Origin of the sequence: Streptomyces sp. NBC_00209, assembly GCF_045206345.1 — a bacterium.
Taxonomy (GTDB): domain Bacteria; phylum Actinomycetota; class Actinomycetes; order Streptomycetales; family Streptomycetaceae; genus Streptomyces.
In genome coordinates this window covers 4,513,615-4,538,708 of record NZ_CP108121.1, presented here as the reverse complement: position 1 = coordinate 4,538,708, position 25,094 = coordinate 4,513,615, and the positions used below count along the sequence as shown (strand labels likewise).

The 25,094-nt window shown below is 70.3% G+C and carries 26 protein-coding genes; 12 read left to right on the top strand and 14 right to left on the bottom strand.

The genetic code is table 11. From position 1 onward, the window contains the following. Window positions 1-39: 39 nt before the first annotated feature. The 3 genes from OG867_RS20660 to clpS all read right to left on the bottom strand — a co-directional run bounded on the left by OG867_RS20660 (window position 40) and on the right by clpS (window position 2,759). Window positions 40-1,488, bottom strand: coding sequence for an amino acid permease (locus OG867_RS20660; RefSeq protein ID WP_406287355.1), 1,449 nt, complete (start codon window positions 1,486-1,488; stop codon window positions 40-42). 317 nt (window positions 1,489-1,805) lie between these two features. Continuing rightward, window positions 1,806-2,387, bottom strand: coding sequence for a DUF2017 domain-containing protein (locus tag OG867_RS20655; protein WP_406287352.1), 582 nt, complete (start codon window positions 2,385-2,387; stop codon window positions 1,806-1,808). Between the two features lie 57 nt (window positions 2,388-2,444). Beyond that, entirely contained in the window at window positions 2,445-2,759 is a 315-nt protein-coding gene (gene clpS / locus OG867_RS20650) for an ATP-dependent Clp protease adapter ClpS (RefSeq protein ID WP_328900381.1), read from the bottom strand. 90 nt (window positions 2,760-2,849) lie between these two features. On the opposite strand from clpS, the gene OG867_RS20645 reads away from it, so the two are divergent. After that, a complete protein-coding gene (locus OG867_RS20645) occupies window positions 2,850-4,178 on the top strand; it encodes a nicotinate phosphoribosyltransferase (RefSeq protein ID WP_406287348.1) in 1,329 nt (442 codons plus the stop codon). Between the two features lie 160 nt (window positions 4,179-4,338). Further along, the gene (locus OG867_RS20640; protein ID WP_406287346.1) at window positions 4,339-4,923 is read left to right on the top strand and encodes a nicotinamidase; all 585 of its coding nucleotides are present in this window, start codon (window positions 4,339-4,341) and stop codon (window positions 4,921-4,923) included. A 5-nt stretch (window positions 4,924-4,928) separates the two neighbouring features. On the opposite strand, the gene OG867_RS20635 is transcribed toward OG867_RS20640, so the two are convergent. Both OG867_RS20635 and OG867_RS20630 read right to left on the bottom strand, forming a co-directional pair. Continuing rightward, window positions 4,929-5,255, bottom strand: coding sequence for a hypothetical protein (locus tag OG867_RS20635; RefSeq protein ID WP_406287344.1), 327 nt, complete (start codon window positions 5,253-5,255; stop codon window positions 4,929-4,931). A gap of 124 nt (window positions 5,256-5,379) precedes the next feature. Then, window positions 5,380-7,728: an immune inhibitor A domain-containing protein gene (locus OG867_RS20630; RefSeq protein ID WP_406291082.1), complete on the bottom strand. Its 2,349-nt coding sequence runs from the start codon at window positions 7,726-7,728 to the stop codon at window positions 5,380-5,382. A gap of 418 nt (window positions 7,729-8,146) precedes the next feature. On the opposite strand from OG867_RS20630, the gene OG867_RS20625 reads away from it, so the two are divergent. Further along, window positions 8,147-8,434: a hypothetical protein gene (locus OG867_RS20625; RefSeq protein ID WP_406287342.1), complete on the top strand. Its 288-nt coding sequence runs from the start codon at window positions 8,147-8,149 to the stop codon at window positions 8,432-8,434. A gap of 25 nt (window positions 8,435-8,459) precedes the next feature. On the opposite strand, the gene OG867_RS20620 is transcribed toward OG867_RS20625, so the two are convergent. Both OG867_RS20620 and OG867_RS20615 read right to left on the bottom strand, forming a co-directional pair. Continuing rightward, window positions 8,460-9,122, bottom strand: a complete 663-nt coding sequence (locus tag OG867_RS20620) for an RDD family protein (RefSeq protein WP_406287340.1) — start codon at window positions 9,120-9,122, stop codon at window positions 8,460-8,462. A 76-nt stretch (window positions 9,123-9,198) separates the two neighbouring features. Next, a complete protein-coding gene (locus OG867_RS20615) occupies window positions 9,199-10,215 on the bottom strand; it encodes an RDD family protein (protein WP_406287338.1) in 1,017 nt (338 codons plus the stop codon). A 209-nt stretch (window positions 10,216-10,424) separates the two neighbouring features. Between OG867_RS20615 and OG867_RS20610 the strand changes: the two genes are divergently transcribed. After that, window positions 10,425-10,901, top strand: coding sequence for an SsgA family sporulation/cell division regulator (locus tag OG867_RS20610; RefSeq protein WP_328900389.1), 477 nt, complete (start codon window positions 10,425-10,427; stop codon window positions 10,899-10,901). 26 nt (window positions 10,902-10,927) lie between these two features. Here OG867_RS20610 and OG867_RS20605 read toward each other — a convergent pair whose 3' ends face one another. Next, on the bottom strand, window positions 10,928-12,295 hold the full coding sequence (locus OG867_RS20605) for an FAD-linked oxidase C-terminal domain-containing protein (protein ID WP_328900390.1): 1,368 nt from the start codon (window positions 12,293-12,295) through the stop codon (window positions 10,928-10,930). Window positions 12,296-12,392: 97 nt separating this feature from the next. On the opposite strand from OG867_RS20605, the gene OG867_RS20600 reads away from it, so the two are divergent. Then, window positions 12,393-14,066: a tetratricopeptide repeat protein gene (locus OG867_RS20600; protein ID WP_406287335.1), complete on the top strand. Its 1,674-nt coding sequence runs from the start codon at window positions 12,393-12,395 to the stop codon at window positions 14,064-14,066. Between the two features lie 69 nt (window positions 14,067-14,135). Here OG867_RS20600 and hppD read toward each other — a convergent pair whose 3' ends face one another. Next, the gene (hppD, locus tag OG867_RS20595; protein WP_328900392.1) at window positions 14,136-15,281 is read right to left on the bottom strand and encodes a 4-hydroxyphenylpyruvate dioxygenase; all 1,146 of its coding nucleotides are present in this window, start codon (window positions 15,279-15,281) and stop codon (window positions 14,136-14,138) included. Between the two features lie 131 nt (window positions 15,282-15,412). Between hppD and OG867_RS20590 the strand changes: the two genes are divergently transcribed. The 7 genes from OG867_RS20590 (at window position 15,413) to OG867_RS20560 (ending at window position 20,554) form a co-directional block, all read left to right on the top strand. Beyond that, complete coding sequence (locus tag OG867_RS20590) at window positions 15,413-15,886, top strand: Lrp/AsnC family transcriptional regulator (protein ID WP_328904337.1); 474 nt, start codon at window positions 15,413-15,415, stop codon at window positions 15,884-15,886. Window positions 15,887-15,900: 14 nt separating this feature from the next. Next, entirely contained in the window at window positions 15,901-16,548 is a 648-nt protein-coding gene (locus OG867_RS20585) for an ABC transporter permease (protein WP_018100766.1), read from the top strand. Between the two features lie 28 nt (window positions 16,549-16,576). Then, on the top strand, window positions 16,577-17,797 hold the full coding sequence (locus OG867_RS20580) for a betaine/proline/choline family ABC transporter ATP-binding protein (RefSeq protein ID WP_406291080.1): 1,221 nt from the start codon (window positions 16,577-16,579) through the stop codon (window positions 17,795-17,797). Beyond that, on the top strand, window positions 17,794-18,675 hold the full coding sequence (locus OG867_RS20575) for an ABC transporter permease (protein WP_328900395.1): 882 nt from the start codon (window positions 17,794-17,796) through the stop codon (window positions 18,673-18,675). The genes OG867_RS20580 and OG867_RS20575 overlap by 4 nt, the downstream gene beginning before the upstream one ends. Further along, window positions 18,672-19,649: a glycine betaine ABC transporter substrate-binding protein gene (locus tag OG867_RS20570; RefSeq protein ID WP_328900396.1), complete on the top strand. Its 978-nt coding sequence runs from the start codon at window positions 18,672-18,674 to the stop codon at window positions 19,647-19,649. The genes OG867_RS20575 and OG867_RS20570 overlap by 4 nt, the downstream gene beginning before the upstream one ends. A gap of 78 nt (window positions 19,650-19,727) precedes the next feature. Next, window positions 19,728-20,339: a winged helix-turn-helix domain-containing protein gene (locus OG867_RS20565; RefSeq protein WP_328900397.1), complete on the top strand. Its 612-nt coding sequence runs from the start codon at window positions 19,728-19,730 to the stop codon at window positions 20,337-20,339. 14 nt (window positions 20,340-20,353) lie between these two features. Beyond that, window positions 20,354-20,554: a hypothetical protein gene (locus OG867_RS20560; protein ID WP_328900398.1), complete on the top strand. Its 201-nt coding sequence runs from the start codon at window positions 20,354-20,356 to the stop codon at window positions 20,552-20,554. A gap of 11 nt (window positions 20,555-20,565) precedes the next feature. Here the strand turns inward: OG867_RS20560 and OG867_RS20555 are convergent, their stop codons facing one another. The 5 genes from OG867_RS20555 to OG867_RS20535 all read right to left on the bottom strand — a co-directional run bounded on the left by OG867_RS20555 (window position 20,566) and on the right by OG867_RS20535 (window position 25,059). Next, complete coding sequence (locus tag OG867_RS20555) at window positions 20,566-21,339, bottom strand: S16 family serine protease (RefSeq protein ID WP_406287329.1); 774 nt, start codon at window positions 21,337-21,339, stop codon at window positions 20,566-20,568. A gap of 129 nt (window positions 21,340-21,468) precedes the next feature. Further along, window positions 21,469-22,110, bottom strand: a complete 642-nt coding sequence (locus OG867_RS20550; protein ID WP_328900400.1) for a helix-turn-helix domain-containing protein — start codon at window positions 22,108-22,110, stop codon at window positions 21,469-21,471. 430 nt (window positions 22,111-22,540) lie between these two features. Continuing rightward, on the bottom strand, window positions 22,541-24,322 hold the full coding sequence (locus OG867_RS20545) for a DEAD/DEAH box helicase (protein WP_328900401.1): 1,782 nt from the start codon (window positions 24,320-24,322) through the stop codon (window positions 22,541-22,543). Window positions 24,323-24,472: 150 nt separating this feature from the next. Beyond that, the gene (locus tag OG867_RS20540; RefSeq protein ID WP_328900402.1) at window positions 24,473-24,862 is read right to left on the bottom strand and encodes a type II toxin-antitoxin system death-on-curing family toxin; all 390 of its coding nucleotides are present in this window, start codon (window positions 24,860-24,862) and stop codon (window positions 24,473-24,475) included. Then, window positions 24,859-25,059, bottom strand: coding sequence for a CopG family transcriptional regulator (locus OG867_RS20535; protein WP_328900403.1), 201 nt, complete (start codon window positions 25,057-25,059; stop codon window positions 24,859-24,861). The genes OG867_RS20540 and OG867_RS20535 overlap by 4 nt, the downstream gene beginning before the upstream one ends. Window positions 25,060-25,094 lie beyond the last annotated feature (35 nt).

The following is a 25,094-nucleotide window of genomic DNA, read 5'->3' as shown; positions in this document are numbered from 1 at the left end:
GCCCGCATCGTGAAACGCCGCTGGTGGGAGGCGTACGGATCAGCGCTTGACGCGCTCCGCGAACGCCTTGCCCTCCGGGTTCCTGGACTTCAGGACCAGATAGGAGACGCCGAGGATCAGGGCCCACAGCGGGGCGCAGTAGAGCGAGATCCTGGTGTCCTTGTCGATGCCCATCATGACGATGACCACGGCGATGAACGCGAGCGCGAAGCCGCTGGTGTACGGGGCTCCGGGGGCCCGGAAGGAGGACTGCGGGAGCAGTCCTCGGTCGGCGAGGCGGCGGTAGCGGAGCTGGCTGATCAGGATCATGATCCAGGCCCACATGCCGGAGATCGTGGCGAAGGAGACGACGTAGGTGAAGGCGTCGCCGGGCCACTGGTAGTTGACCCACACGCCGACGAGCATGAGGGCGGCGGAGACCGTGGTGCCGATGAGCGGGGTGCCGCTTCGGGTGAGCCGGGTGAAGAACCTCGGGCCCTGGCCGTTGAGCGCGAGGTCGCGCAGCATGCGGCCGGTGGAGTACATCCCGGAGTTGCAGGAGGAGAGCGCGGCGGTGAGGACGACGAAGTTGACGATTCCGGCGCCGACGCCGAGGCCCATCTTCTTGAAGGCTTCCACGAACGGGGAGACGTCGGGCGAGAACTCGGTCCAGGGCACCACCGAGAGGATCATGATCAGCGCGCCGACGTAGAAGACGGCGATGCGCCAGGGCACGGTGTTGATGGCCTTGGGCAGGACGGTCTTGGGGTCCTTGGACTCACCGGCGGTGACGCCGACGAGTTCGACGGCGAGGAAGGCGAACATCACGATCTGCAGGGTCATCAGGGTGCCCTTGACGCCGTGCGGGAAGAAGCCGCCGTCGGACCACAGATGGGTGACGCTCGCGGTGTCCCCGGCGTCGGAGAAGCCGAGGGTGAGGATTCCGGCGCAGATGAGGATCATGCCGACGATGGCGGTGACCTTGACCATCGAGAACCAGAACTCCAGCTCACCGAAGAGCTTTACGGAGATGAGGTTCACGCCGTACAGAATGAAGGTGAAGACCAGGGCCGAGACCCATTGCGGAATGTTGAACCAGAACGTCATGTACTGGGCGGCCGCGGTGACTTCGGTGATTCCGGTGACGACCCAGAAGAGCCAGTACGTCCAGCCGGTGACGAAGCCCGCGAAGGGGCCGATGAATTCGCGCGCGTACTCGGAGAACGAGCCCGAGACCGGTCGGTACATGAGGAGTTCGCCGAGCGCGCGCATGATGAAGAAGATGACCAGGCCCGCGATGGCGTAGGCCAGGATGAGGCTGGGCCCGGCCTTGGCGATGGCCTTTCCGGCGCCGAGGAAGAGCCCGGTGCCGATGGCCCCGCCGATCGCGATCATCTGGATCTGGCGGGCGCCGAGTGCTCTCTGGTAGCCCTCGGCGGAAGTGCTGGCATCCGCGGCTGCGGCGTGCGGGCCGTCCGGCCCCTTGTCGTCGATCTGCGCCGATGTCATGTGGTTGCGCCTTTCTCCACGCCGATCCGCGCCTTTCGGCCGCGGATCAGGTCCTGATCCCCCCGGATACGGATGGAGTGCCGCCGGTGGTTACCGGCTGATAGCGCCTACCCGGGAACAGGGGTGTCGTTCCCGGGTGGTCGTGAAGATTTATCACGGGCGCAACGGCGATCCGGCGGACGTTTTGTGGCGCACACCACAATTAAAAGCGGACAAGGCGGAACGGGCGCTGCAAAAAAGACCGTTCAGGTGACGCGATCGTTATTCGGATTTGAGTGTCCGTTGAGCGAACGCGGTGACCGGGCAGGCACCCGGTGTCACGGCATCAGGGTCTCGACCAGGGTTTCCTGGAGCGCGCCGAGCCAGAGGTAGGCCATGACCATGGGCTTTCGGGGGTCGCTGTCCGGGAGCCGGTAGAGCGAGCTGCCCTCGTCCTCCTCCTCGTCGCCGACGTCGAGGCGGGTGCCGATGGTGAGCCGGAGGTCGTTGAGCGAGCCGAGCCAGTTGCGGCACTCGTCGGCGGTGAGGGTGAGCACGGCGGCGTCACCGTCGAGGTTGAGCGCGTCGAGCGTCCGGACGACGACGAGCGCGTCCTCGCGCTTGCGGGTGCGCAGGTCGTTCTCGGTGAAGCGGCGGAACTCGGCGGACGCGGCGCGCAGTTCGTCGTCCTTGTCGCCGTACGCCTCGGGGAAGAGGCGGGCCAGGGCCGGGTCGGTGGGCGGCTCGCTGGGCCCCTCGGCGAAGAGCGCGGCGAGCGGGTCCTCGCCCTCGGCGGGCTCGTCGCCGGGGCCGATGAGTTCGAGCAGCTGGACGGCGAGGGAGCGCAGGATCGCGATCTCCACCTCGTCGAGCGCGACGGCCGCGCCGCCGCCGGGAGTGGCCTCGAAGTGGCCGGCCATGGGTTCTCTCCGATGATGGTCGGGCGGTACGGGTGGGCCGTGCGGGGCGTTGCGGTGTTAGTTGCGGTCCTGGGTGAGCGTGGCCCACAGCCCGTAGCCGTGCATGGCCTGGACGTCGCGTTCCATCTCCTCGCGGCTGCCGCTGGAGACGACGGCACGGCCCTTCTGGTGGACGTCGAGCATCAGCTTGTGCGCCTTGTCCTTGGAGTAGCCGAAGTACGCCTGGAACACATAGGTCACATAGCTCATGAGGTTGACCGGGTCGTTGTGGACCAGCGTCACCCAGGGGACGTCGGGCTCGGGGACGACGAGGTGGTCCTCGGCCGATTCGGGACGTGTGATCTCTGCAGGGGCGACGCTCACCTGTCCCATGCTGCCACTCGCAGGGGTCCCTCGCACAAACGGCCCCACCCCGGGACCCCCATCTCGTCACTCTGACGAAATAGGGGTAGCATCCCCGGCATGAACTCTGCGGACCTCGGGCGACGGGTCGGCGTGCCGTCGACAGCGCTCTTCACCGACCAGTACGAGCTGACGATGGTGCAGGCCGCGCTGAAGGCCGGGACGGCCGGGCGGCGCTCGGTCTTCGAGGCGTTCACCCGCCGGCTGCCGGAGGGGCGGCGCTACGGCGTCGTCGCGGGCACCGGACGGGTCCTGGACGCGGTGGAGAACTTCCACTTCGACGAGGAGATGCTCGGTTTCCTGCGCGACCAGGCGATCGTGGACGGGCCGACGCTGGACTACCTGGCGGACTACCGGTTCGGCGGCGACATCTGGGGCTACCCGGAGGGCGAGGTGTACTTCCCGGGCTCGCCGATCCTGCGGGTGGAGGGCTCGTTCGCCGAGTGCGTGCTCCTGGAGACGGTGATCCTCTCGATCCTCAACCACGACTCGGCGATCGCCGCGGCGGCCTCCCGGATGTCGGCGGCGGCGGGCGGGCGGCGGCTGATCGAGATGGGCGCGCGCCGCACGCACGAGCTGTCGGCGGTCGCCTCGGCCCGTGCCGCGTACATCGGCGGCTTCGACACCACATCCGACCTGGCGGCCGGCTTCCGCTACAACATCCCGACGGTCGGCACGAGTGCCCACGCCTTCACCCTGCTGCACGACTCGGAGCGGGACGCGTTCCGGGCGCAGGTGGACTCGCTGGGGCGGGGTACGACGCTGCTGGTGGACACGTACGACGTGGCCGAGGCGGTCCGGACGGCGGTCGAGATCGCCGGGCCCGAGCTGGGTGCGGTACGGATCGACTCGGGCGATCTGCTGCTCGTCGCCCACCGGGTGCGCCAGCAGCTGGACGAGCTGGGCGCCACCGGGACGAAGATCGTGGTGACCTCGGACCTGGACGAGTACGCCATCGCCTCGCTGGCCGCCGCGCCGGTGGACGCGTACGGGGTGGGCACGCAGCTCGTCACGGGCAGCGGGCACCCGACGTGCTCGATGGTCTACAAGCTCGTCGCCCGCGCGGGGTCCGGCGACCCGGCCGACGAGCTGCGGCCGGTCGCGAAGAAGTCGATGGGCGCGAAGTCCTCGAAGGGCGGCCGCAAGTGGGCGGCGCGCCGGCTCGACGAGGAGGGCGTGGCCGAGGCCGAGGTGATCGGCACCGGGCCCGTCCCGGAGGAGCTGGCCGGCCGGCAGTTGCTGGTGGAGCTGGTCCGGGACGGCGAGGTGGTCGCCCGCGAGCCGCTGGACGCGGCGCGTGAGCGGCATGTCGCCGCGCGGGCGGGGTTGCCGTTGTCGGCGATGCAGTTGTCGCGCGGCGAGGCGGTCATCCCTACGGAGTACGTGTGACGGGGCGGTGCGGGGCCCGGGCGCTCCGGCCGACCGCTTTGTCCTCAAGCGCCGGACGGGCTTGATTGTGCGTGACGGGCGCGCTTGATTGGACCGCTGGAGTCTCTAGGCTCGGGACCGTCCCCCGTACCGCTCCCCCACTCCCCGAAGGACAGCCACCATGCACCGCGCCTTGATCGTCGTGGACGTTCAGAACGACTTCTGTGAGGGCGGGAGCCTCGCCGTGACGGGGGGTGCCGATGTCGCCGCCGCCATCACCGACCTGATCGGCGAGAGCCGGCCCGCCTACCGGTACGTGGTGGCCACCCGGGACCACCACATCGACCCCGGGGACCACTTCTCGTCGGCGCCCGACTTCGAGCACTCCTGGCCGCCGCACTGCGTGGCCGGGACGGAGGGCGTGGGCTTCCACCCCAATTTCGCCCCCGCGGTCGCCTCCGGGGCCATCGACACGGTGTTCGACAAGGGCGCCCACGCGGCGGCGTACAGCGGCTTCGAGGGGCTGGACGAGAACGGCACCGGGCTCGCCGAGTGGCTGCGCGAGCGGGACGTCCGCGAGGTCGACGTGGTCGGCATCGCGACCGACCACTGCGTACGCGCCACCGCGCTGGACGCCGCCCGCGAGGGCTTCGCCACGCAGGTGCTGCTGGACCTGACCGCGGGCGTCGCCGAGGCGACGACGGAGCGGGCGCTGGTCGAGCTGCGCGGCGCGGGCGTGACGCTGACCGGCAAGCCGGTCGTCTGAGCGGCCTACGGGGCCGGGACGGCCGGGTTCAGCAGGGCGCGGATGGGGTGCCAGAGCTCCTGCGCGCAGCCGGGTCTCGCGCGCCACAGGACGCCGTCCGGGTGGTGCAGGACCGCGGTGATCTCGTCCGGGGTGGGCGGCTCGGCGTTGCCCCGGAGGTAGACGGCGCGCAGGCCCAGGTTCCGCAGCCGGGTCAGGGCGCGGGGCCGGTTCGCCGCGTGTACCAGGACCCGGACGGGGGTGCCCGGACCGGGGCCGTCCGCCGGGGCCGGCAGGGTGATCGCGACGACCACGCTGCCGTTCGGCAGCTTGCTGAATCCTCCGCCTGCCATGCGTACGAGCTCCCCCGTGAGACATCGTGTCAATAAGAAAGTGAACAGGGGCACCTAAACACGATCGGCCGCCGCCCGCTAGAGGGCGACGGCCGATCATGCTGTGACCTGCGGTGATGCGGTTCTACTTCTTCGAGGAACCGACCTGCACGGTCATCGTGTCGCCGCTGAGCGGCTCGCTGACGATCGTGATCCTGGTGTTGGTGTCAGGAACCTTGACGCTTCCGGTCGGGTTCTCCTTGTACCAGTAGGTGCCCGTGTGGTCGTCGAAGGCCGGGACGCCGAGCTGCGGCTTGACCTTCACGGCCTGGTCGGCCAGGTGCAGCGTGAAGCCGTCCGTCGGGTACCAGCTGAACGGCGCGTCGAAGGGCTGGATCTTGTTGCGCATGAGCGTGCCGTTCGCCCACTTCAGCGGCTTGGCGTGCGCGTCGACCGGCAGGATCAGGCCCTGGCCCGGGTGCTGCGAGACGTTGTTGTCCTTCTGGGAGGTGTCCCAGAGCTGGACCAGCAGACCGTTCTGGTACGGGTAGTACTCGACCCAGTCCGGACGGGTGGTGGAGAACCCGAAGTTGTACGGGCCCGTCTTCAGCGTCTGGTCGTAGCTGACGTACTGACGGTTCTCCGCGAGGTAGTACTGCGGGTAGTCCTTCTCGAACGACTTGCCGACCCGCGAGAAGCCCTTGCTGGTCCAGCCGTTGGCGTCACCCTCGGCGTTGTCCGTGAAGAGCGCGGTGCCGTCGGCGGTCACCGAGATGGTGTCGGCCGCGAAGCCGACGCCGCCCGCGCCGCCGTCGGTGGCGTAGCGGAAGCGGATGTCGATCTTCTGGCCCGCGTAGGCGTCCAGCGAGTACGACAGCTTCTTGTACTTGCCGGAGACGTCGGTCAGGGCCGGCTTGTCACTGGCGTCGCGCGGGATCGGCTGACCGTCGGCGGTGCCGTCGATCGCGGTCCAGCTGGTGCCGCCGTTGGTGGACACCTCGGTGTAGAGGTAGTCGTAGTCGGCCTCGATGTCCCACCAGCCCTGGAGGTCCAGGGACGCCTTGGTCTTGCCGGTGAGGTCGACGGGGCGCGACAGCGTGTTGCTGAGGTTGTCGCCCATGTCGCTCCACCACTGCTTGGCGCCCTCGGCGGGCGTCGTGACAGCGGTGGTGACGGCCTTCGGGGGCAGCTCGACGACGAGCGCCTGCTTGTCCTTGGTGTTGTACTCGGACACGCCCAGCTTGTGGGTGGACTTCGTCGCGGCCTTGGCCTCGGCGTAGTTCAGCCAGCCCAGCTGGAGCTTGTCCCAGGCGGTCATGTCACCGGGCATGTCCCCGATGGCACCGTTGCCCGTGCCGAGCCAGGAGCCCGCCGACATCAGCGACCAGAAGCCGACCGAGTTCTCGGCGGTGTTGGTCGTGTCGTACAGGTCCGGGAGACCGAGGTCGTGGCCGTACTCGTGGGCGAAGACGCCCAGGCCGCCGTTCTCGGGCTGCGCGGTGTAGTCGCCGACCCAGATGCCGGTGTCGCCGATCTGGGTGCCGCCGGCCTTGTTCTCGGCCGGGCCGGTGGCGCCGGCGTTGGTGCCGTACGCGTACCAGCGGTGCGCCCAGATGGCGTCGGTGCCCTCGACGCCGCCGCCGGCCGACTCGTCCTCACCCGCGTGCACGATCTGGAAGTGATCGATGTAGCCGTCGGGCTCGTTGAAGTCGCCGTCGTTGTCGTAGTCGTAACGGTCCCACTGGTCGTACTGCGCCAGGTCCGTCTTGATCTGCTCCGGCGTACGGCCCTTGGCCTTCTGGTCCGCGGCCCAGGCGTTGACGCCGTCCTTGATCATGTCCCAGGCGTTGGCGCAGTTGGTCGAACCGCAGTAGTTCGAGCCGTAGCGCGCCTCGTTGTAGGGGACCTTGACCCAGTCGGAGACCTCACCGTCGACCGAGTAACGGCCGGACGAGGTCTTCTCGTAGTACGTCTTCAGGGAGTGCTTGCCCGCACCCGTGCCGAAGTACAGCTCCTGGAAGTGGGCCTGGTTGTAGTCGGCCTGCCAGGCGGTGCTGTTGTCCTTCTTCGGGTCCGGCTTGGCTATCGTGTTGTGCAGCGGACCCGGCGTGCCGCCGTACTTCTTGACGGCGGGCTTGGGGCCCGCGCCGTCCGGGTCGTACATGGTCGTGTTGTCGACCTGGTCGCCGAACTCCACCAGCACGGTGAAGATCTTGTCGGTCTTCTCACGGCCGAGCTCGACGTACTTGTTGCTGTCGAGCTTGACGACCTTGGAGCCTCCGCGCGACGAGACCTTCTTGTCGCCGGATATGACCTGTTCCAGGGCAGCCTGGCGCTGTTCGGCCTGCTGCTTGCTGAACGGGCCTTCCAGGTCGTGGTCGTCGCCCTTGGCCGACCCCGGGTCCCGGCGGTCGATCGAGGCAGCGGTGCTTGACGCCTGGTCATCTGCCTGAGCGGTGGCGAAGGCGGATGCGGTCGCGGCGGTCGCGGCCATGGCCACGACAACCGCTCCGGTCCGAAGCGCCCGTCTCTTAATGATCACGTGATGCAGTCCTCCCCGGCGCCCGCGGCGACGGCCCGGGAGTGTGGAGAGGCCGCGCGCGGAAACGCGTCACAAGTGACGACATTCGACCGGAGTTACGGAAGAAAAGACAGACCTTGACTTGAACGGAGCAAGTGCACTATGCAGGAGCACCGTTCCGCTATGCGGACGTGACGTTTCCGCCTCACCGGCGCGTCAACCCGCCGCAGGGGCGCGGGGGATGACTCCGTGCGCCCCCCCATGCATCGGTACTGTGGGTTAGGTTACGCTTACCACCCGTTCCTCCAGGGCATCCACCGTCATAGAGTCGCTTGACAGCGCGACCGTGTTGAGAGACCGCCCATCCGACGTCCCGAGGACGGAAAACGCCATGCCGCGTCCTACTGCCGCACAGCTCTCCTACGGTTCGGTCACCGTCGTCTTCTCGACCCTGGCCATGTTGCTGCTGTTCCGCACCAGTTCGGGCATCGGTATCGCCGCCGTCGGCACGGTCGCGCTCGCCCTCGGACTCACGGTGTCCGTCACCGTACCCGCGAAGCCCCGCAGGTACACGGCGAAGGCGGCGGGGACGAATGCCCCGGCGTCCGCACACCGTGGCACCGCACCCGCCGCCCGCGACGAGGACCGCTCGCCCGTCTCCGCGCAGAGTCCGCGCTGAGTCCTGGCGGAGTCCGGGTCGAACCTCAGTTGACGGTGACCACCACCGTCTTGGCCGCCTTGTCCTGGAGCCCCTGCCGGTAGGGCTTGTCCGTGAACATCAGCACGATGTTGATCAGCCACCACAGGCACGGGCAGCACAACAGCGCCGGCAGCCACAGCACCACGGCCCGCAGGAACGCCGCGCCGGTGTCCGGCACCCTGCCGTCGTTGAGCATCGCGACCCGCAGCTTCAGCAGCCGCTTGCCGAGCGTGCGGCCGTCCTTGTGCGTGAAGTACGTGTCGTACGCGACGTAGCAGACGAGTCCGATCAGCGACCAGAGCAGTTGATGCCCGCTGTAGGTCTGGGCGAAGACGTCGCTGACGTCGTCGTTGCCGTTGCTGTCCGACATCTCGACCGCGCCGCCCCAGGGCAGCGAGATCAGATACAGCGGGATCGAGATGATCAGGAAGTCGATCAGCCGGGCCAGGATGCGCTTGCCGGGCTCGGCGAGCGGCGGCATCCCCGCCAGCGGGTCCGCACCGCCGTACGGACCGCCTCCCCCGTAGGGTCCCGGGTCGTACGGCGGTGGCGGCGGCGCGCTGCCGTAGGGCGAGCCGGACGACGGCGGCGGCTGGTCCCCGGGCGGCTGCTTCCTGAACGGGTCGTCCTCGGGCGGCTGACCGGGCGGCGGCTGATCGTTGCTCATGGGGGCAGTGCATCGCGGGGCCCGGGGCCCCGCAACGGCTCAGGTGCGTTCGGGGGACGCCGTTCGGCGGATGGTGTCAGCCCGCGACGAAGGTCCGGGCCGCCTTGTCGTGCCAGCACTGGCGCCACGGCCGGTCCACCAGGCACCACAGCACGTCGGCGACCCCGACGACCAGGACGCCCAGCACGCCGTACACCAGCCACCGGCGCAGCGCGGCCCCGAAGCCGGGGGTCTCGTGGGACTCGATGTCCCGTACGTCGATGCCGCACAGCTTCTTGCCGAGCGTACGGCCCCACTTCGCGGTCGGCAGCGCGTCGAGCAGGACGCCCAGGACGAGGAACACGCCCAGCAGCGCGCCGCCCAGCGCGGCCGTGGTGGAGTCCAGCAGCCAGACGGTGACCGTCTCGCCGGTCTGCCGGGCCGCGTCGATCTTCCCGTCGATGTGGTCCACGGCCCGGCCGGCCAGCGGCACGGCGGCCGCGGCGGTGAGGGCGCCCAGCACCACGGTGTCGATGAGCCGCGCGACGAACCGCTTGCCGAGCGGGGCCGGGCGGCCCTCGGTCCGCGCCGCGACGAGCCCCTGGAAGGGGTCGGGGGCGGGGGGCTTCCACGGTGTGACGGGCGCGGGACGCGCCTGCGGCACGGGATTCGCGGGGCGCGTCCGGAGGGTCAACGTGCCTTCAGCCGGGTCCGGCTCAACGGTTCCGTCCTCAATCGCCGGACGGGCTTGAGGTGACTGGACGAGTCCGGAAACCCTCGGGGCGGGGGGCGTCGCGTCCTCGGGGGCCGGGCGCTCCGGGGCTTCCGGGCCGCCCCAGGAGACACGGTCCCCGGCGAAGCCGGACTGGTGGGAGGCGTCGGCCTGCCAGGCGATGGCCGGTTCGGGGCGGCCGTCCTCGTAACCCTCCTCGTCCAGGAAGACCGGGCCGGTCTCCTCGACCACCGCCGGCTCCTCCCGCTGCGGGGCGGGGCGGCTGGTGCCGGGCACCCAGGCCCCGCCGTTCCAGTAGCGGACGTAACCGGGGATGGACGGGTCGGGGTAGTACCCCTCGCGGGGGCTCTCGTCACCGGGTGCCGGGGTTGGGGCGCTCATCACCGTGGTCCCGTATCTCTTCGCGGCCTCAATACAGGGGTCCACATCTACCAGACGGGCACGTACTCCCGTGCCAGTCCGGATGTTTGGCCCACTTTCCGGTCACGAGAACTTTTTTCGCGAAGTCGCGTAATGGATGGTGCGCAGGGCGCTCTCACCTGTGCGGGCCGGTCGGTGGGACCGGTCCCGGACAACGGAAGGACGCCGTCATGCACACCGTCGTGGAGCGCGAGCTGGAGCTCAAGCTGGTCCTGTCGCCCGAGCGCAGCATCCCCGTACCCGCCAGGCTGACGTACCGCACGGAGGACCCGTACGCGGTGCACATCACCTTCCACATCACCTCGGACGCTCCGGTGTACTGGACGTTCGCCCGGGACCTGCTGGTGGAGGGGGTGTTCCGGCCGTGCGGGCAGGGGGACGTGCGGATCTGGCCCACCAAGGTGGACGGGAACCACGTCATCTGCGTGGCGCTGACGTCCCCGGACGGCAACGCGCTGCTCGAAGTGCCGTCCGCGGCCGTCGCGGTCTGGGTGGAGCGGACGCTGCGCGTGGTGCCTCCGGGCACGGAGACCGAACGGCTCGGCATTGACGAGGGGCTGGCCGAGCTCCTCGCGCCGCTGCCGGCCGACGACCTGTGGATGAGCGACCCGTGGCCGTCGGACGAGTCGCAGGACGGGGAGAATTGAGGAGCGCGGGCCGGGACCGGGGCCGGTCAGAACACCTTGCCCGGGTTGAGCAGCCCGAGCGGGTCGAACGCCTGCTTGATGCCCCGGTGCAGCTCCACGCCGGTCTCGCCCAGTTCGCGGGCCAGCCACTCCTTCTTCAGGACACCCACCCCGTGCTCGCCGGTGATCGTGCCGCCGAGTGCGAGCCCGAGCTCCATGATCGCGTCGAAGGACTCCCGGGCCCGCCGGGACTCGTCGGCGTCGGCGGGGTCGAAGCAGACGACGGGGTGGGTGTTGCCGTCGCCCGCGTGGGCGCAGAGGCCGATGGTGAGGCCGTACTTCTCGGCGATCTCCGCCGTGCCCGCCAGCATCGCGCCGAGCTTCGAACGCGGTACGCACACGTCATCGATCATCGTCGCCGGCTTGACGGTCTCCAGCGCGGTCAGCGACATCCGCCGGGCCTGGAGCAGCATCTCGGACTCGGCCGCGTCCTCCGCCGGGACGACCTCCGTGGCGCCGGCGGCGGTGCACAGGGCGGCGACGGCGGCGAGGTCGGCGGCCGGGTCCGGGGTGTCGAAGGCGGCGAGCAGCAGGGCCTCGGTGGTCTCGGGCAGGCCCATGTTCGCCATGCGGTTGACCGCCTGGACGGTCGTACGGTCCATCAGTTCGAGGAGTGACGGGGTGTGGCCGCTCTCCATGATCCGGCAGACCGCGTCGCAGGCGCCCGCCGCGTCGGCGAACTCGGCGGCCAGGGCGAGCTGCCTGGGCGGGCGGGGCTTCAGCGCGAGGACGGCCTTCACGACGATCCCGAGGCTGCCCTCGGAGCCGGTGAAGAGGCGGGTGAGGTCGTATCCGGCGACGCCCTTGGCGGTGCGGCGGCCGGTGGTGAGCAGGCGCCCGTCCGCGAGGACGACGTCGAGACCGAGGACGTATTCGGCGGTGACCCCGTACTTCACGCAGCACAGGCCGCCGGACGCGGTGCCGATGTTGCCGCCGATGGTGCACGTCTCCCAGCTGGAGGGGTCCGGCGGGTAGTACAGACCGAGCGCGTCCACCGCGCGGGACAGCACGGCGTTGACGACACCGGGCTCCACGACGGCGACCCGGTCGACAGGGCTGATCTCCAGGATGCGGTCCATCCTCACCAGGGAGAGCACGATGCAGCCGTCCGTGGCGTTGGCGGCGCCCGACAGGCCCGTGCGGGCACCCTGCGGGACGACCGGGACGCGCAGCGCGGTGGCGGTGCGCATGACGTGCTGGACCTGTTCCACGGTGCGCGGGAGCACGACGGCGGCGGGGGCGCCGGCCTCGCAGAAGCTCGCCATGTCGTGGGCGTAGGAGGCGGTGACGTCCGGGTCGGTGAGCACGGCCTCGGCGGGAAGACCCGCCCGCAGCTGTTCGAGGAGATCGTCCATGATCCAAGCGTGACACCCGGGCCCATTGGTGTGAACCCGTCGGCGGTGACGATCCCAAGGCTCGGTGTGATCTTCATACTGACGCACAGTGAGCGGCATGGATCTCACGCCTCAGCAGCCCCCGGGGGCCTCCGGGCCCGAGTACTCCTTCGACACCGACTGGCCCGCCCCGGACGCGTCCCCGCCGGACTCCGCGTCCCTGGCCGAACCGCCTCCCCCCACGATGCGTACGACGCTGCGCCGGGCCGCCTTCGGCATGGTGGCGGGCGCGGTCCTGGCGACGGGCGCGGTGGTCGCGGTGCCCGACGACGACAAGGACGCGGCACCGCCCGTGGCCGGTCCGGTCTCGCGCGCGATGTCCGCGACGGCCGCCGGCTCCCCCGCCACGCTCGCCGACCTGACGGCGCTCATCGGGGACCGGCAGAAGTGGGTCGGCACGCACCCCTCGGACGCGGACTCCTGGGCGGTGCTGGGGTCGGCGTACGTGGAGGTGGGGCGGCGCGCCGCCGACCCGGCGTACTACACCCGGGCGGAGCAGGCGCTGAAGCGGTCGCTGGACGTGCGCCCCGGCGAGAGCGGCAACACGGCCGCCTGGGTGGGCCTCGCCTCCCTGGCCAACGCCCGCCGCGACTTCGTGACCGCCAAGAAGTGGGGTGAGACGGTCCGGGCCCGGCGGCCGAAGGAGTGGACGGTCTACCCGCAGCTGATCGACGCCTACAACGGCCTCGGCGACCAGAAGTCCGCGATCACGGCGGTCGAGCGGTTCACCGAGCTGAGGGCCGGGGTCCCGGCGCTGGGCCGGGCCGCCGAGATGTACCGCGACCGGGGCTGGCGCGAGGACGCACTGGCCACCGCTCAGGACGCGGCGAACCGGGCGAAGACCCCCGCCGAGAAGGCCGCCTGCCTGTCCAGGCTGGGCGACCTGGCCTGGGAGCGGGGCGAGCCGAAGGAGGCCGTGGCGCAGTACGGGGCGGCGCTGCGCGTCGAGAAGGGCCACCAGCCGTCGCTGGCCGGGCGGGCCCGCGCGCTGGCGGCCCTCGGGCGCACCGACGAGGCCGTGCGGGACTACCAGGCCGCCCTGGCGAAGTCGCCGCGCCCGGGCTATCTCCTTGAGCTGGGCGAGCTGTACGAGTCGCAGGGGCTCGACGGCGATTCGGTGGGCCAGTACGAGAAGCTGCGGGCGGCCCTGGACCGGGGCAAGGCGCGTGGCGTGGACGAGTCGCTGCTCCTTGGCCGCTTCGAGGCCGCGCACGGCGACGCGGACGCGGCGGTGGAGCTGCTGCGGGCCGAGTGGCAGCGGGGCCACCGCAGCGCGGCGGTCGCGGACGCGCTGGGCTGGGCGCTGCACCGGTCGGGGGACTCGGACGGGGCGCTGGAGTACGCGAAGCGGGCGGTGGACGCGGGCGGGCAGAACTCCTCGTACGCCTACCACCTGGGCATGGTGCAGCGTGCGCTGGGCGACTACGGCTCGGCGCGCCGCCAGTTGGAGGGGGCGCTGCGGACGAACCCGAAGTTCTCGCCGCTGGACGCGCCGCTCGCCCAGGAGGCGCTGGACACCCTGGGCGAGCCCCCGGCGGGCGGCCCGGCGGACATGCGGCCGCCGCCGGCGCCGGAGCCCCTGGCGCCCGCACCGCAGGCCCCCGCACCTCAGGCCCCGGCACCCCAGGCCCCCGCACCGCAGCAGCAGCCCGGCGGCGGCCCGGCGCCCGCGGCGGCCGTCGCGCAGGCCCCCGTACAGCCGTCACCGGCACCGGCGGCGGCCGTTCACTGACGCACAGGCCGGCGTAAAGGCGAAGGGGCGGGCCGGAAAGCGGCCCGCCCCTCACTCATGCCCTGCGGGTCACAGGTTGCCGCGCTTCTCCTGCTCGCGCTCGATCGCCTCGAACAGGGCCTTGAAGTTGCCCTTGCCGAAGCCCATGGAGCCGTGGCGCTCGATCATCTCGAAGAAGACGGTCGGGCGGTCCTGGACCGGCTTGGTGAAGATCTGCAGCAGGTAGCCGTCCTCGTCGCGGTCCACGAGGATCTTCAGCTCGCGCAGGGTCTCGACCGGCACCCGGGTCTCGCCGGCCCACTCGCCGAGCGTGTCGTAGTACGAGTCCGGGGTGTCCAGGAACTGCACACCGGCGGCGCGCATCGCCTTCACCGAGGCGACGATGTCGTTCGTGGCGAGCGCCATGTGCTGGACACCGGCGGCACCGTAGAACTCCAGGTACTCGTCGATCTGCGACTTCTTCTTCGCGATGGCCGGCTCGTTGATCGGGAACTTGACCTTGAGCGTGCCGTCCGCGACGACCTTGGACATGAGCGCGGAGTACTCGGTGGCGATGTCGTCGCCCACGAACTCCTTCATGTTCGTGAAGCCCATGACCTTGTTGTAGAACGCGACCCACTCGTTCATCCTGCCGAGCTCGACGTTGCCCACGCAGTGGTCGATGGCCTGGAAGAAGCGCTTGGCCGGCGGCTCGACGATCGGGGTGGCGGCGACGTAGCCGGGCAGGTACGGGCCGTCGTAGCCGGTGCGCTCGACCAGGGTGTGGCGGGTCTTGCCGTACGTGGCGATGGCGGCGCGCACGACGGTGCCGTGCTCGTCCTTCGTCTCGTACGGCTCCTCGATGCCGGTGGCGCCGTGCTCGACGGCGTACGCGTACGCGGCACGGGCGTCCGGGACCTCGATGGCGAGGTCGATCACGCCGTCGCCGTGCGCGGTGACGTGGTCCTCCAGGAAGTGGCCCCAGTCGGAGGACGCCTTCACGACGGAGGTGAGGACGAAGCGGGCGGAGCCGCTGGTCAGGACGTAGCTCGCGGTCTCGCGGCTGCCGGTCTCGGGGCCGGAGTAGGCGACCAACTTCATGCCGAAGGCGGTCGAGTAGTAGTGCGCGGCCTGCTTGGCGTTGCCCACGGCGAAGACGACGGCGTCCATTCCCTTGACGGGGAAGGGGTCGGCCTGCCGGGACGTCTCGGGGGTGCTGTGCATCGTCTCTGTCATGCCCAGAGGTTCCCGCCACTCGGCAAGGTGCGCAACAGTTCCCGTCATCACTGGTCAAGCTGTACAGCGGTTGGCCATGATGGCCGGACTATCTGTACATGGTGCCCATCACACCGCCCCCGGAGGCCGGCATGGCGATCGACCGACTCGACGGACGGCTCATCGTGCTGCTCGCGCGTGAACCCAGGATCGGTGTCCTGGAGGCGTCGCGCAGGCTGGGCGTGGCACGCGGGACGGTCCAGGCGCGCCTGGACCGCCTTCAATCGAATGGCGTCATCCGCGGATTCGGCCCGGACGTCGATCCGGCACCCCTCGGCTATCCGGTCACCGCGTTCGCCACGCTGGAGATCAAACAGGGCCAAGGCGCCGACGTACGGGCGCACTTGAGCGGCGTACCGGAGGTGCTCGAACTGCACACCACCACCGGGCACGGGGACATGCTGTGCCGGCTCGTGGCCCGGTCCAACGCGGATCTCCAGCGGGTGATCGACCGGGTTGTCGGATTTGATGGCATTGTCCGGGCCTCCACGGCCATCGTCATGGAGAACCCCGTCCCGCTGCGCGTCATCCCGCTCGTGGAACAGGCGGCGCGGGACACCGACTGAGCCGAGGAGGACGGGTGAGCTTCTGGGAGTACGTGGCCAACCGTCATCAGCAGTTGCTCACCGACGCCTTCCAGCACGTCAGCGCGGTGTTCCAGTGCATGGTCATCGCGACCGTGCTCGGCGTCCTGATCGGGGTCGTCAGCTACCGCAGCGGCTGGGGCTCCTCGGTGGCGATCACCTCGACGGCGACGGTGCTCACCATCCCGTCGCTCGCCGCCATCGGTCTGCTCATCCCGCTGGTCGGCCTCGGCGTCGCCCCGACGGTGATCACACTGACGCTGTACGGGCTGCTCCCCGTCGTCCGCAACGCGATCGTGGGCCTGCGCGGCGTCGACCCGGCCCTGGTGGACGCGGCGAAGGGCATCGGGATGTCGCGGACCGCGCGGCTGTTCAAGGTGGAGCTGCCGCTGGCCTGGCCGCCGATCCTGACCGGCATCCGGGTCTCCACGCAGATGCTGATGGGGATCGCCGCCATCGCCGCGTACGCCTCCGGGCCCGGCCTCGGCAACGAGATCTTCCGGGGCATCGCCTCGCTGGGCAGCGCCAACGCGATCAACCAGGTGCTCGCGGGCACGCTCGGCATCGTCATCCTCGCCCTGCTCTTCGACGCCGCGTACGTCCTGCTGGGCCGGCTCACCATCCCGAGGGGGATCCGTGTCTGAGACCGCGACCGAGACCGTGCCGGAGCCGATGGCCACCTCCGGCGCCGCCATCCGGCTGGAGAACCTGTCCAAGCGCTACCCGGGCAACCCGAACCCCGCCGTGGAGAACGTCTCCATGGAGATCAAGGCCGGCGAGACCGTGATCTTCGTGGGCCCGTCCGGCTGCGGGAAGTCCACCACGCTGAAGATGATCAACCGGCTGATCGAGCCCACCTCGGGCCGGATCCGGATCGATGACGAGGACGTCACCGACATCGACCCGGTGAAGCTGCGCCGGAAGATCGGGTACGCGATCCAGTCCTCCGGGCTCTTCCCGCACATGACGGTCGCCGAGAACATCGCCCTGGTCCCGAAGATGGTCGGCTGGTCCAAGTCCCGGGTGAAGGACCGGGTGGAGGAGATGCTCGACCTGGTCGGGCTCGACCCGCGCGAGTTCCACGGCCGCTATCCGCGCGCCCTCTCCGGCGGCCAGCAGCAACGCGTGGGCGTGGCCCGGGCGCTGGCCGCCGACCCGCCGGTGCTCCTGATGGACGAGCCGTTCGGCGCGGTCGACCCGATCACCCGCGACCACCTCCAGGACGAGCTGATCCGGCTCCAGCACGAGCTGCACAAGACGATCGTCTTCGTCACCCACGACTTCGACGAGGCGATCAAGCTGGGCGACCGGATCGCCGTGCTGCGCGAGCGCTCGCACATCGCGCAGTTCGACACCCCGGAGGCCATCCTCACCAACCCGACCGACGACTTCGTCTCCGGCTTCGTCGGCGCGGGCGCGGCCCTGAAGCGGCTCAACCTGACCCGGGTGCGCGAGGTGGAGATCGCCGACTTCCCGACCGTGACCGTGGACGACCCGCTCCAGTCGATCTTCAACAAGCTGCGCAGCGGCTCGCACAACGAGCTGCTGATGCTGGACCGCCGGGGCCGCCCCTACAAGTGGCTGCGGCGCGGCGACCTGATGCGGGCCCGGGGCTCCCTGGCGCGCGCCGGGCAGCTGGTCCACGACACGGTGACCCGGGACGCGACCCTGCACGACGCGCTGGAGGCGGTGCTCACCGACAGCGGCGGGCGGGTCGCGGTGACCGGGCGGCGCGGCGAGTTCACCGGGGTCGTGGACATGCACACCCTGATGAACTCGGTGCACGAACTCCTGGAGGCGGACCGCCTCGCCGCCATCGAGCACCAGCACGACCTGGAGGAACTGCGCGTCCACCAGACCTCCGAGGAGCTGGAGGGCGGTGCGGGCGCATGACCCCCGACTCCCCCTCCGGCTCCTCCCGCGCACCGGGCCGCGACCGGCCGCCGGGCGAGCACGAGGTGAAGGGGCACGCCTTCCGCGACGAGGAGGCGGAGGAGGAGCAGCAGCCCGCCCCGCAGGTGCAGAAGCCGGCGCGCCGGATCACCTGGCGCAAACTGGTGGTGCTCCCGGCGGTCCTCGCGGTCGTGCTGGTCCTCACGTACATCTGGATCGAGAACGTGCACCTGGACTCGATCGCGGAGAACTCGATCGCCGGTGACACGGTCGAGGTGCGCTGGTGGCAGCACGTGAAACTGACCGCAATCTCCACCTTCTGGGTGCTGATCATCGCCATTCCGCTGGGCATCGCGCTGACCCGGCGCGGCCTGAGCCGGGCGGCCCCCCTGGTGACGGCGATCGCCAACATCGGGCAGGCGACGCCGGCGATCGGTCTGCTGGCGCTGCTGGTGATCTGGCTCGGCATCGGCCCGTCGACCGCGATCACCGGCATGGTGATCTACGCGGTGCTGCCGGTGCTGTCCAACACGGTCGCCGGTCTCAAGGCGATCGAGCCGAGCATGGTGGAGGCCGCGCGCGGCATCGGGATGTCGGCCATGGGCACCCTGACCCGGGTCGAACTCCCCCTCGCCGTGCCGCTGATCCTGGCCGGAGTCCGGACCGCGCTCGTCCTGAACGTGGGCACGGCGACCCTGGCGACCTTCGGGGGCGGCGGCGGGCTCGGCGACCTGATCACCTCGGGCATCCAGACCCAGCGCATGCCGGTCCTGATCCTCGGCTCGGTCCTGACGGTGGTGCTGGCGCTCCTGGTGGACTGGCTGGCCTCGCTGGCCGAGGTGGCGCTGACCCCGCGCGGGCTGGAGGTGGGGCGATGAGGACGCGGACGCGCGGGGCTCTCGCGGCAGGGGCGGCGCTGTCCCTGGTGCTGGCCGGGTGCGGGCTGAAGAGCGGGTCGCCGATGGTGGACGACGTGGTGCCCGGGTCGGTCGGGCAGGGGCAGCCGCTGGACGGCGCGTCGCTGACCGTGACCTCGAAGAACTTCAGCGAGAACATCATCCTGGGCCAGATGATCGGGCTGATCTTCAAGGCGGCCGGGGCGGAGGTCCTGGACCGGACGAACCTGCCGAGCTCGGTCAGCGCCCGCGAGGCGGTCATCCAGGGCGACGCGGACGCCGAGTACGAGTACACGGGCACCGGCTGGATCACGTACCTCGGGCACGCGAAGCCGATCACGGACCCGATGGAGCAGTGGAAGGCGGTGCGCGACGCGGACCTGAAGAACGGGGTGACCTGGCTGAAGCCGTCCACCCTGAACAACACGTACGCGCTCGCCATCAGCCAGAAGAACAACGCCAAGTACCACCTCAAGACGCTGTCGGACGTCGCCGACCTGGCGAAGAAGAACCCCTCGGCGGTGACGGTCTGCGTCGAGAACGAGTTCGCCTCGCGCGACGACGGGCTGCCCGGCATGGAGAAGGCGTACGGGATGTCCCTGCCGGCCTCCAACATCCGCAAGATGGACGCGGGGATCATCTACACCCAGGTCTCCAAGTCCGACTCCTGCCTGCTCGGCGAGGTCTTCACCACGGACGGGCGGATCAAGGCGATGAACCTGGATGTGCTGGAGGACGACAAGCACTTCTTCCCCAACTACAACGCGGCGCCCGTGGTGCACACCCCGACGCTGGAGAAGTACCCGGAGATCGCGGGCCTCCTCGATCCGCTCAGCAAGCGGCTGAACACGGAGGTCGCCCAGGTGCTGAACGCCAGGGTGGACGTGGACGGGCAGGACCCGCACGAGGTGGCGAAGGACTGGCTGATCGAGGAGGGGTTCATCAAGGAGGGCTGAGAGCCCGGAGGGGAGGGTTGCAAAGATTCTTTGCAAAAGACCGTTGCAAAACTATCTTTGCGACTCTACGGTGGAGCCATGCCACCTACCGAACCGGCCGACGACCACACCGCGACGGCGGCGGACCCCGATCTCCTCCACATCGACGCCCGCGCCCTGCGCGGCCTCGCCCACCCGCTGCGGCTTCGCCTCCTCAACGCCCTGCGGGAGCACGGCCCCGCGACGGCGTCCGGCGTCGCCGAGCGGCTCGGCGAGTCCAGCGGAGCCACCAGTTACCACCTGCGCCAGCTGGCCTCGTACGGCTTCGTCGAGGACGACCCGACACGCGGCAAGGGCCGCGAGCGCTGGTGGCGGGCGGCGCACGCCGGCGCCGCCTTCGACTCCGAGCTCATGCATCACGCCGACCCCGAGGTCCGGGGCGCCATGGGCGTCGTCCTGCACGAGATCGCCACCCTGCACGCGCAGGAGCTGAGCACCTGGCTCGGCACGATGCACGAGTGGTCCCGCGAGTGGTACGAGGGCTCCAGCCTCCGTGACTTCAAGATCCGGCTCACGCCCGAGCTGTCCCTCGAACTCGCCGCGAAGGTCAGCGAGCTGATCGACAGCTACCGGGGCCGCGTCCCCGAGGGCACGGAGGGTTCCGCCGTCGTCCGCACCCACCTGCACGTCTTCCCGCGCCGCACCGACTGAAGGGACCGACCGCCATGAACCCCGAGACCTACCTCGCCCCGTACCGCGTCCACTCCCACGAGATGCGCCTTCACCTCCACGACCTCCGCCTCGCCCGCCGCACCGCCCTGCGCAGGAAGCTGCGGAACAGGCTGGGCTGGACCATCGTCGAGATGGGGATGCGCGTGCTCCCCGCCGGCACCGGCCGCCCGGCCCGCGCCCCTCGTACGGTCTGACGCCCCGCGGCTCAGCAGCTCGGGATCCTGCCCCCGCGGTCCAGGGCCCGCAGCGAGTTCACCGCTTCCTTCAGCGTGGCGACCGGGATCAGCCGCAGGCCCTTCGGCAGCTCGGACTTCGCCTCGGAGCACTCCGCCTTCGGTACGAGGAAGACGGTCGCCCCGTCCCGCCGGGCCGCCTGCGTCTTGAGCGAGACCCCGCCGACCGCGCCGACCGCGCCGTCCGCCTCGATCGTGCCCGTGCCCGCGATGGTGCGGCCGCCCGTGAGGTCGCCGCCCGAGCCGTCGCCGTCCAGCTTGTCCACGATGCCGAGCGCGAAGAACAGCCCCGCGCTGGGGCCGCCGATGTCCGCCAGGTGCAGGGTGACGTCGACCGAGCCGGGCTTGCGGTCCAGGTAGTTCAGGGCGGCGTCCACGGCGGCGTCCTGGGACTCCGCCATGTCGTCCAGGTTGTGCTTCTCGATCTCCTTCTCGGAGCCGCCCGTCGGGTAGACGGAGTCGCGGGGCAGCACGGCCCGGTCCGTACGGAACCAGCCGTCCACGACGTCCTTGATGCCGACGTCCGTCTTCGGGCCCGTCGCCACGATCGTCGTCATCCGCAGCTCGCCCTTGGTGGGGCGGGTGGGTGTGCCCTCGATGCTGATCACGGGGGTGCCTTGGTCGTCCCCGAGCACGTCCGCGGTCGTCCCGGGCTGCGCCAGCGTGAACGGCAGCGGCGCGAAGGCGGCTACGCCGAGGAGGGCGACGACGGGGAGGGCGGCGAGGGCGAGGCGCTGTGTGGACACCGGGCCAATCTAACGTCCGGCACTCCGGACCGGGTCGGCCGGGCGATCCAGCCCGTCCGGCGTTTGAGGACGGAACCGGGTCGCCGGGGGCCGGGACCCTGCGGTGGGCCCCGGCGCGACGTACCCGCGTCAGCGCAACGCGTCGGCGACCTCGCGGGCCGCGTCCACCACCCGTGGGCCCACCCGCTCGGGGACGGAGTCCGCCAGCATGACCACGCCGACGCTGCCCTCCACTCCCGTCACACCCATGAGCGCCGCCGCCGCCCCGGACGCGCCCGCTTCGAGTTCGCCGTGGGTGAGGGTGAAGGCGGTCTCGCCCACCGGCCGCTGGCGGGCGGCGAGGATCGCCCGGCCCGCGGCGCCCCGGTCCAGCGGGTGGCGGAAGCCCGCCCGGTAGGCCACGTGGTAGTCGGTCCAGGTCGGTTCGACCACCGCGACCGCCAGCGCGTCGGAGCCGTCGACCAGGGTGAGGTGGGCGGTGGCCCCGATGTCCTCGGCCAGCGAGCGCAGCGCCGGAAGCGCCGCCTCCCGGACGAGGGGGTGGACCTGGCGGCCCAACCGCAGGACGCCGAGGCCGACGCGGGCGCGGCCGCCCAAGTCACGGCGTATCAGCGCGTGTTGCTCCAGCGTGGCGAGCAGACGGTAGACCACGGTGCGGTTGACGCCGAGTTTGTTGGACAACTCGGTGACCGTCAGGCCGTGGTCGGTGTCGGCGAGCAGTTTGAGGACACGCAGTCCTCTGTCGAGCGTCTGGGAGGTCTCCGCGGTCACGACGCCCTCTCCTCCGTGGTGAGTGGCCGCGGCCGTCCCGTGGGATGTGCGCCACCGGTCCCGGGGGCGACGCACGGAGAGGCCGCCGGCCTGGCCAAGGCACCGGCTGCGCTCCGCGGCGGCGTTGCCACGGGGCGTTCACATTTTTTGGACAGTAGCGAGCGAGTCCGCTCAGCGGAAGCCCTCGTCCAGAATCCGGTCTCCCTCAAAAACCCGGTTGCGCCGCACGAGCATAAGTGCCGGTCAGCGGCGCGCGGACCGTTCACCGCGCATCTACGCGCGTCCAGGTCGGTCGACTCCCCCGCGACGCTCCGTAGACCGGATGTGAACCACGGTTAACTCACCGTGAAAATTTTTTCGGCCGATTCGTTGATCGACAAGGCCCCGGGACCCTGGTGCGGGTCCCGGGGCCTGTCATTCCGTACGCGGGTCAGCGCATCCGGGTGGCCCACTCCTGGACCTTCTTGATCCGCTGCTCGATCTGCCCGGCGGTGGCCTCGGCGCTCGGCGGTCCGCCGCAGACCCGGCGCAGCTCGGTGTGGATGACGCCGTGCGGCTTGCCGCTCTGGTGGGTGTAGGCGGAGACCATCGTGTTCAACTGCTTGCGCAGGCCGAGGAGTTGCTTGTGCGTGACGACCGGGCGGTCCTGGGCGGGCTTCTCCAGCAGATCGGCCTCGGACGCCGGCCTCTGGCGGCTGTGCGCGATCTGCCGGGTCTGCCGCTTCTGGAGCAGCAGCTGGACCTGGTCGGGTTCGAGGAGCCCGGGGATGCCGAGGTAGTCCTGCTCCTCCTCGCTGCCGGGGTGGGCCTGCATGCCGAACTCGGCGCCGTCGTAGAGCACCCGGTCGAAGACCGCGTCGGACTCCAGGGCCTCGAAGGGCAGCTGCTCCTCGGTCTCCTCGTCCTCCAGCTTCTCCGCGTCGGCGAGGAGCTTGTCCTCCTCGGCGAACGGGTTCTCCTCGTCGCTGCCCTTCTTGGGCTTGTCGAGGACGTGGTCCCGCTCGACCTCCATCTCGTTGGCGAACTCAAGGAGCATCGGGATCGTCGGGACGAAGACGGACGCGGTCTCGCCGCGCCTGCGGGAGCGCACGAAGCGGCCGACGGCCTGGGCGAAGAAGAGCGGGGTCGAGATGGTGGTCGCGTACACGCCGACGGCCAGGCGCGGCACGTCGACGCCCTCGGACACCATGCGGACGGCGACCATCCAGCGGGAGTCGTCCTCGCTGAACTTGTCGATCTTCTTCGACGCGGCCTTCTCGTCGGAGAGGACGACGGCGGGCGACTCACCGGTGACCTTCTTGAGGATCTTGGCGTACGCGCGTGCCGACTCCTGGTCCGTGGCGATGACGAGCCCGCCCGCGTCCGGGATGCCCTTGCGGACCTCGGTGAGGCGCTTGTCGGCGGCGCTCAGCACATTGGGGATCCAGTCGCCGGTGGGCGCCAGGGCGGTGCGCCACGCCTGCCCGATGGCGTCCTTGGTCATCGGCTCGCCGAGCCGGGCCGCGATCTCGTCGCCCGCCTTGGTGCGCCAGCGCATGTTGCCGCTGTAGCTGAGGAATATCACCGGGCGCACGACGCCGTCGGCCAAGGCGTTCCCGTAGCCGTAGGTGTAGTCGGCGGAGGAGCGCCGGATGCCGTCGTTGCCCTCCTCGTACACGACGAAGGGGATCGGGTTGGTGTCCGACCGGAAGGGGGTTCCGGTGAGCGCGAGGCGCCGGGTCGCCGGGTCGAACGCCTCCTGGCACGCCTCGCCCCAGGACTTGGAGTCACCGGCGTGGTGGATCTCGTCCAGGATGACCAGGGTCTTGCGCTGCTCGCACCGGTTGCGGTGCAGCATCGGACGGACGCCGACGCCCGCGTAGGTGACGGCGACCCCGTGGTACTCCTTGCTCAGCGGACCGGCGCTGTAGTCGGGGTCCAGCTTGATCCCTATCCGGGCGGCCGCCTCGGCCCACTGCTTCTTCAGGTGCTCGGTGGGCGCGACGACGGTGACCTGCTGCACGACGTGGTGGTGCAGCAGCCAGGACGCGAGGGTCAGCGCGAAGGTGGTCTTCCCGGCGCCGGGGGTGGCGACGGCGAGGAAGTCGCGCGGCTGCTCCTGGATGTACTTCTCCATGGCCCCCTGCTGCCAGGCTCGCAGCTTTCCGGCCGTGCCCCAGGGGGCGCGGCCGGGGAAGGCGGGTGAGAGGTGGTGGGAGGCGGTAGTAGTCACGGTCTCCGGTTCGGGTCTCTCGGGTACGTGGGCGCTGTCCGCACGGGCCGAACCGGCACCGCACGCGATACGACAACCGGGCCACCCTACCGGGGCGACTGCCCCGCACCGCGGTGTACCGCACCACCTCACACGTAAGTGCGACGGCTCTCACACGAGGCCGGCCACCAATTCGCGCAGCCCCTTCGCGATGACCGCGATCTCATCGGCCTCACCCGTCGCAACCGCGATGACCAGGCGTTCCGCCGCGTCGATGTCGGGACGGAGGTCGACCCCGTTCATAGCGAGAAAGGTGACACAGGACAGCCAGGCGGTACGTTTGTTGCCGTCGAAGAACGGGTGGTTGACCGCCAGGGATTGCAGGAGCGCGGCCGCCTTGTCGAGGACGTCCGGGTACGCCTCCTGGCCGAACATGGACGCCGACGGCCGGTGGGCCGCCGACTCCAGAAGTCCTGCGTCGCGAAGCACCATCTGCATGTCCGGGCAGGCGTGCTCGGCGATGACCAGAACGTCCTCGGAGCTCAGGTAGACACAGCTCACTTCAGCCGCTCCATGAGCTCACTCCACTTGGCGGCCTGCTCCTGGGCCGTCTGACGCACGATGGCCTGCTGAGCGGTTCGGGCCAGGTAGTCGTCCACGGCCTTGAGCAGTATGGCGTGCATGCTCGTGCCCTCCTGCTCGGCACGCTGCTTGAGGGCTTCCGTCTGGTCGTCGCGGAGACGCAGGTTCATAGCCATACCAGAACGGTACCATCCATGGGGTCAAACTGGTA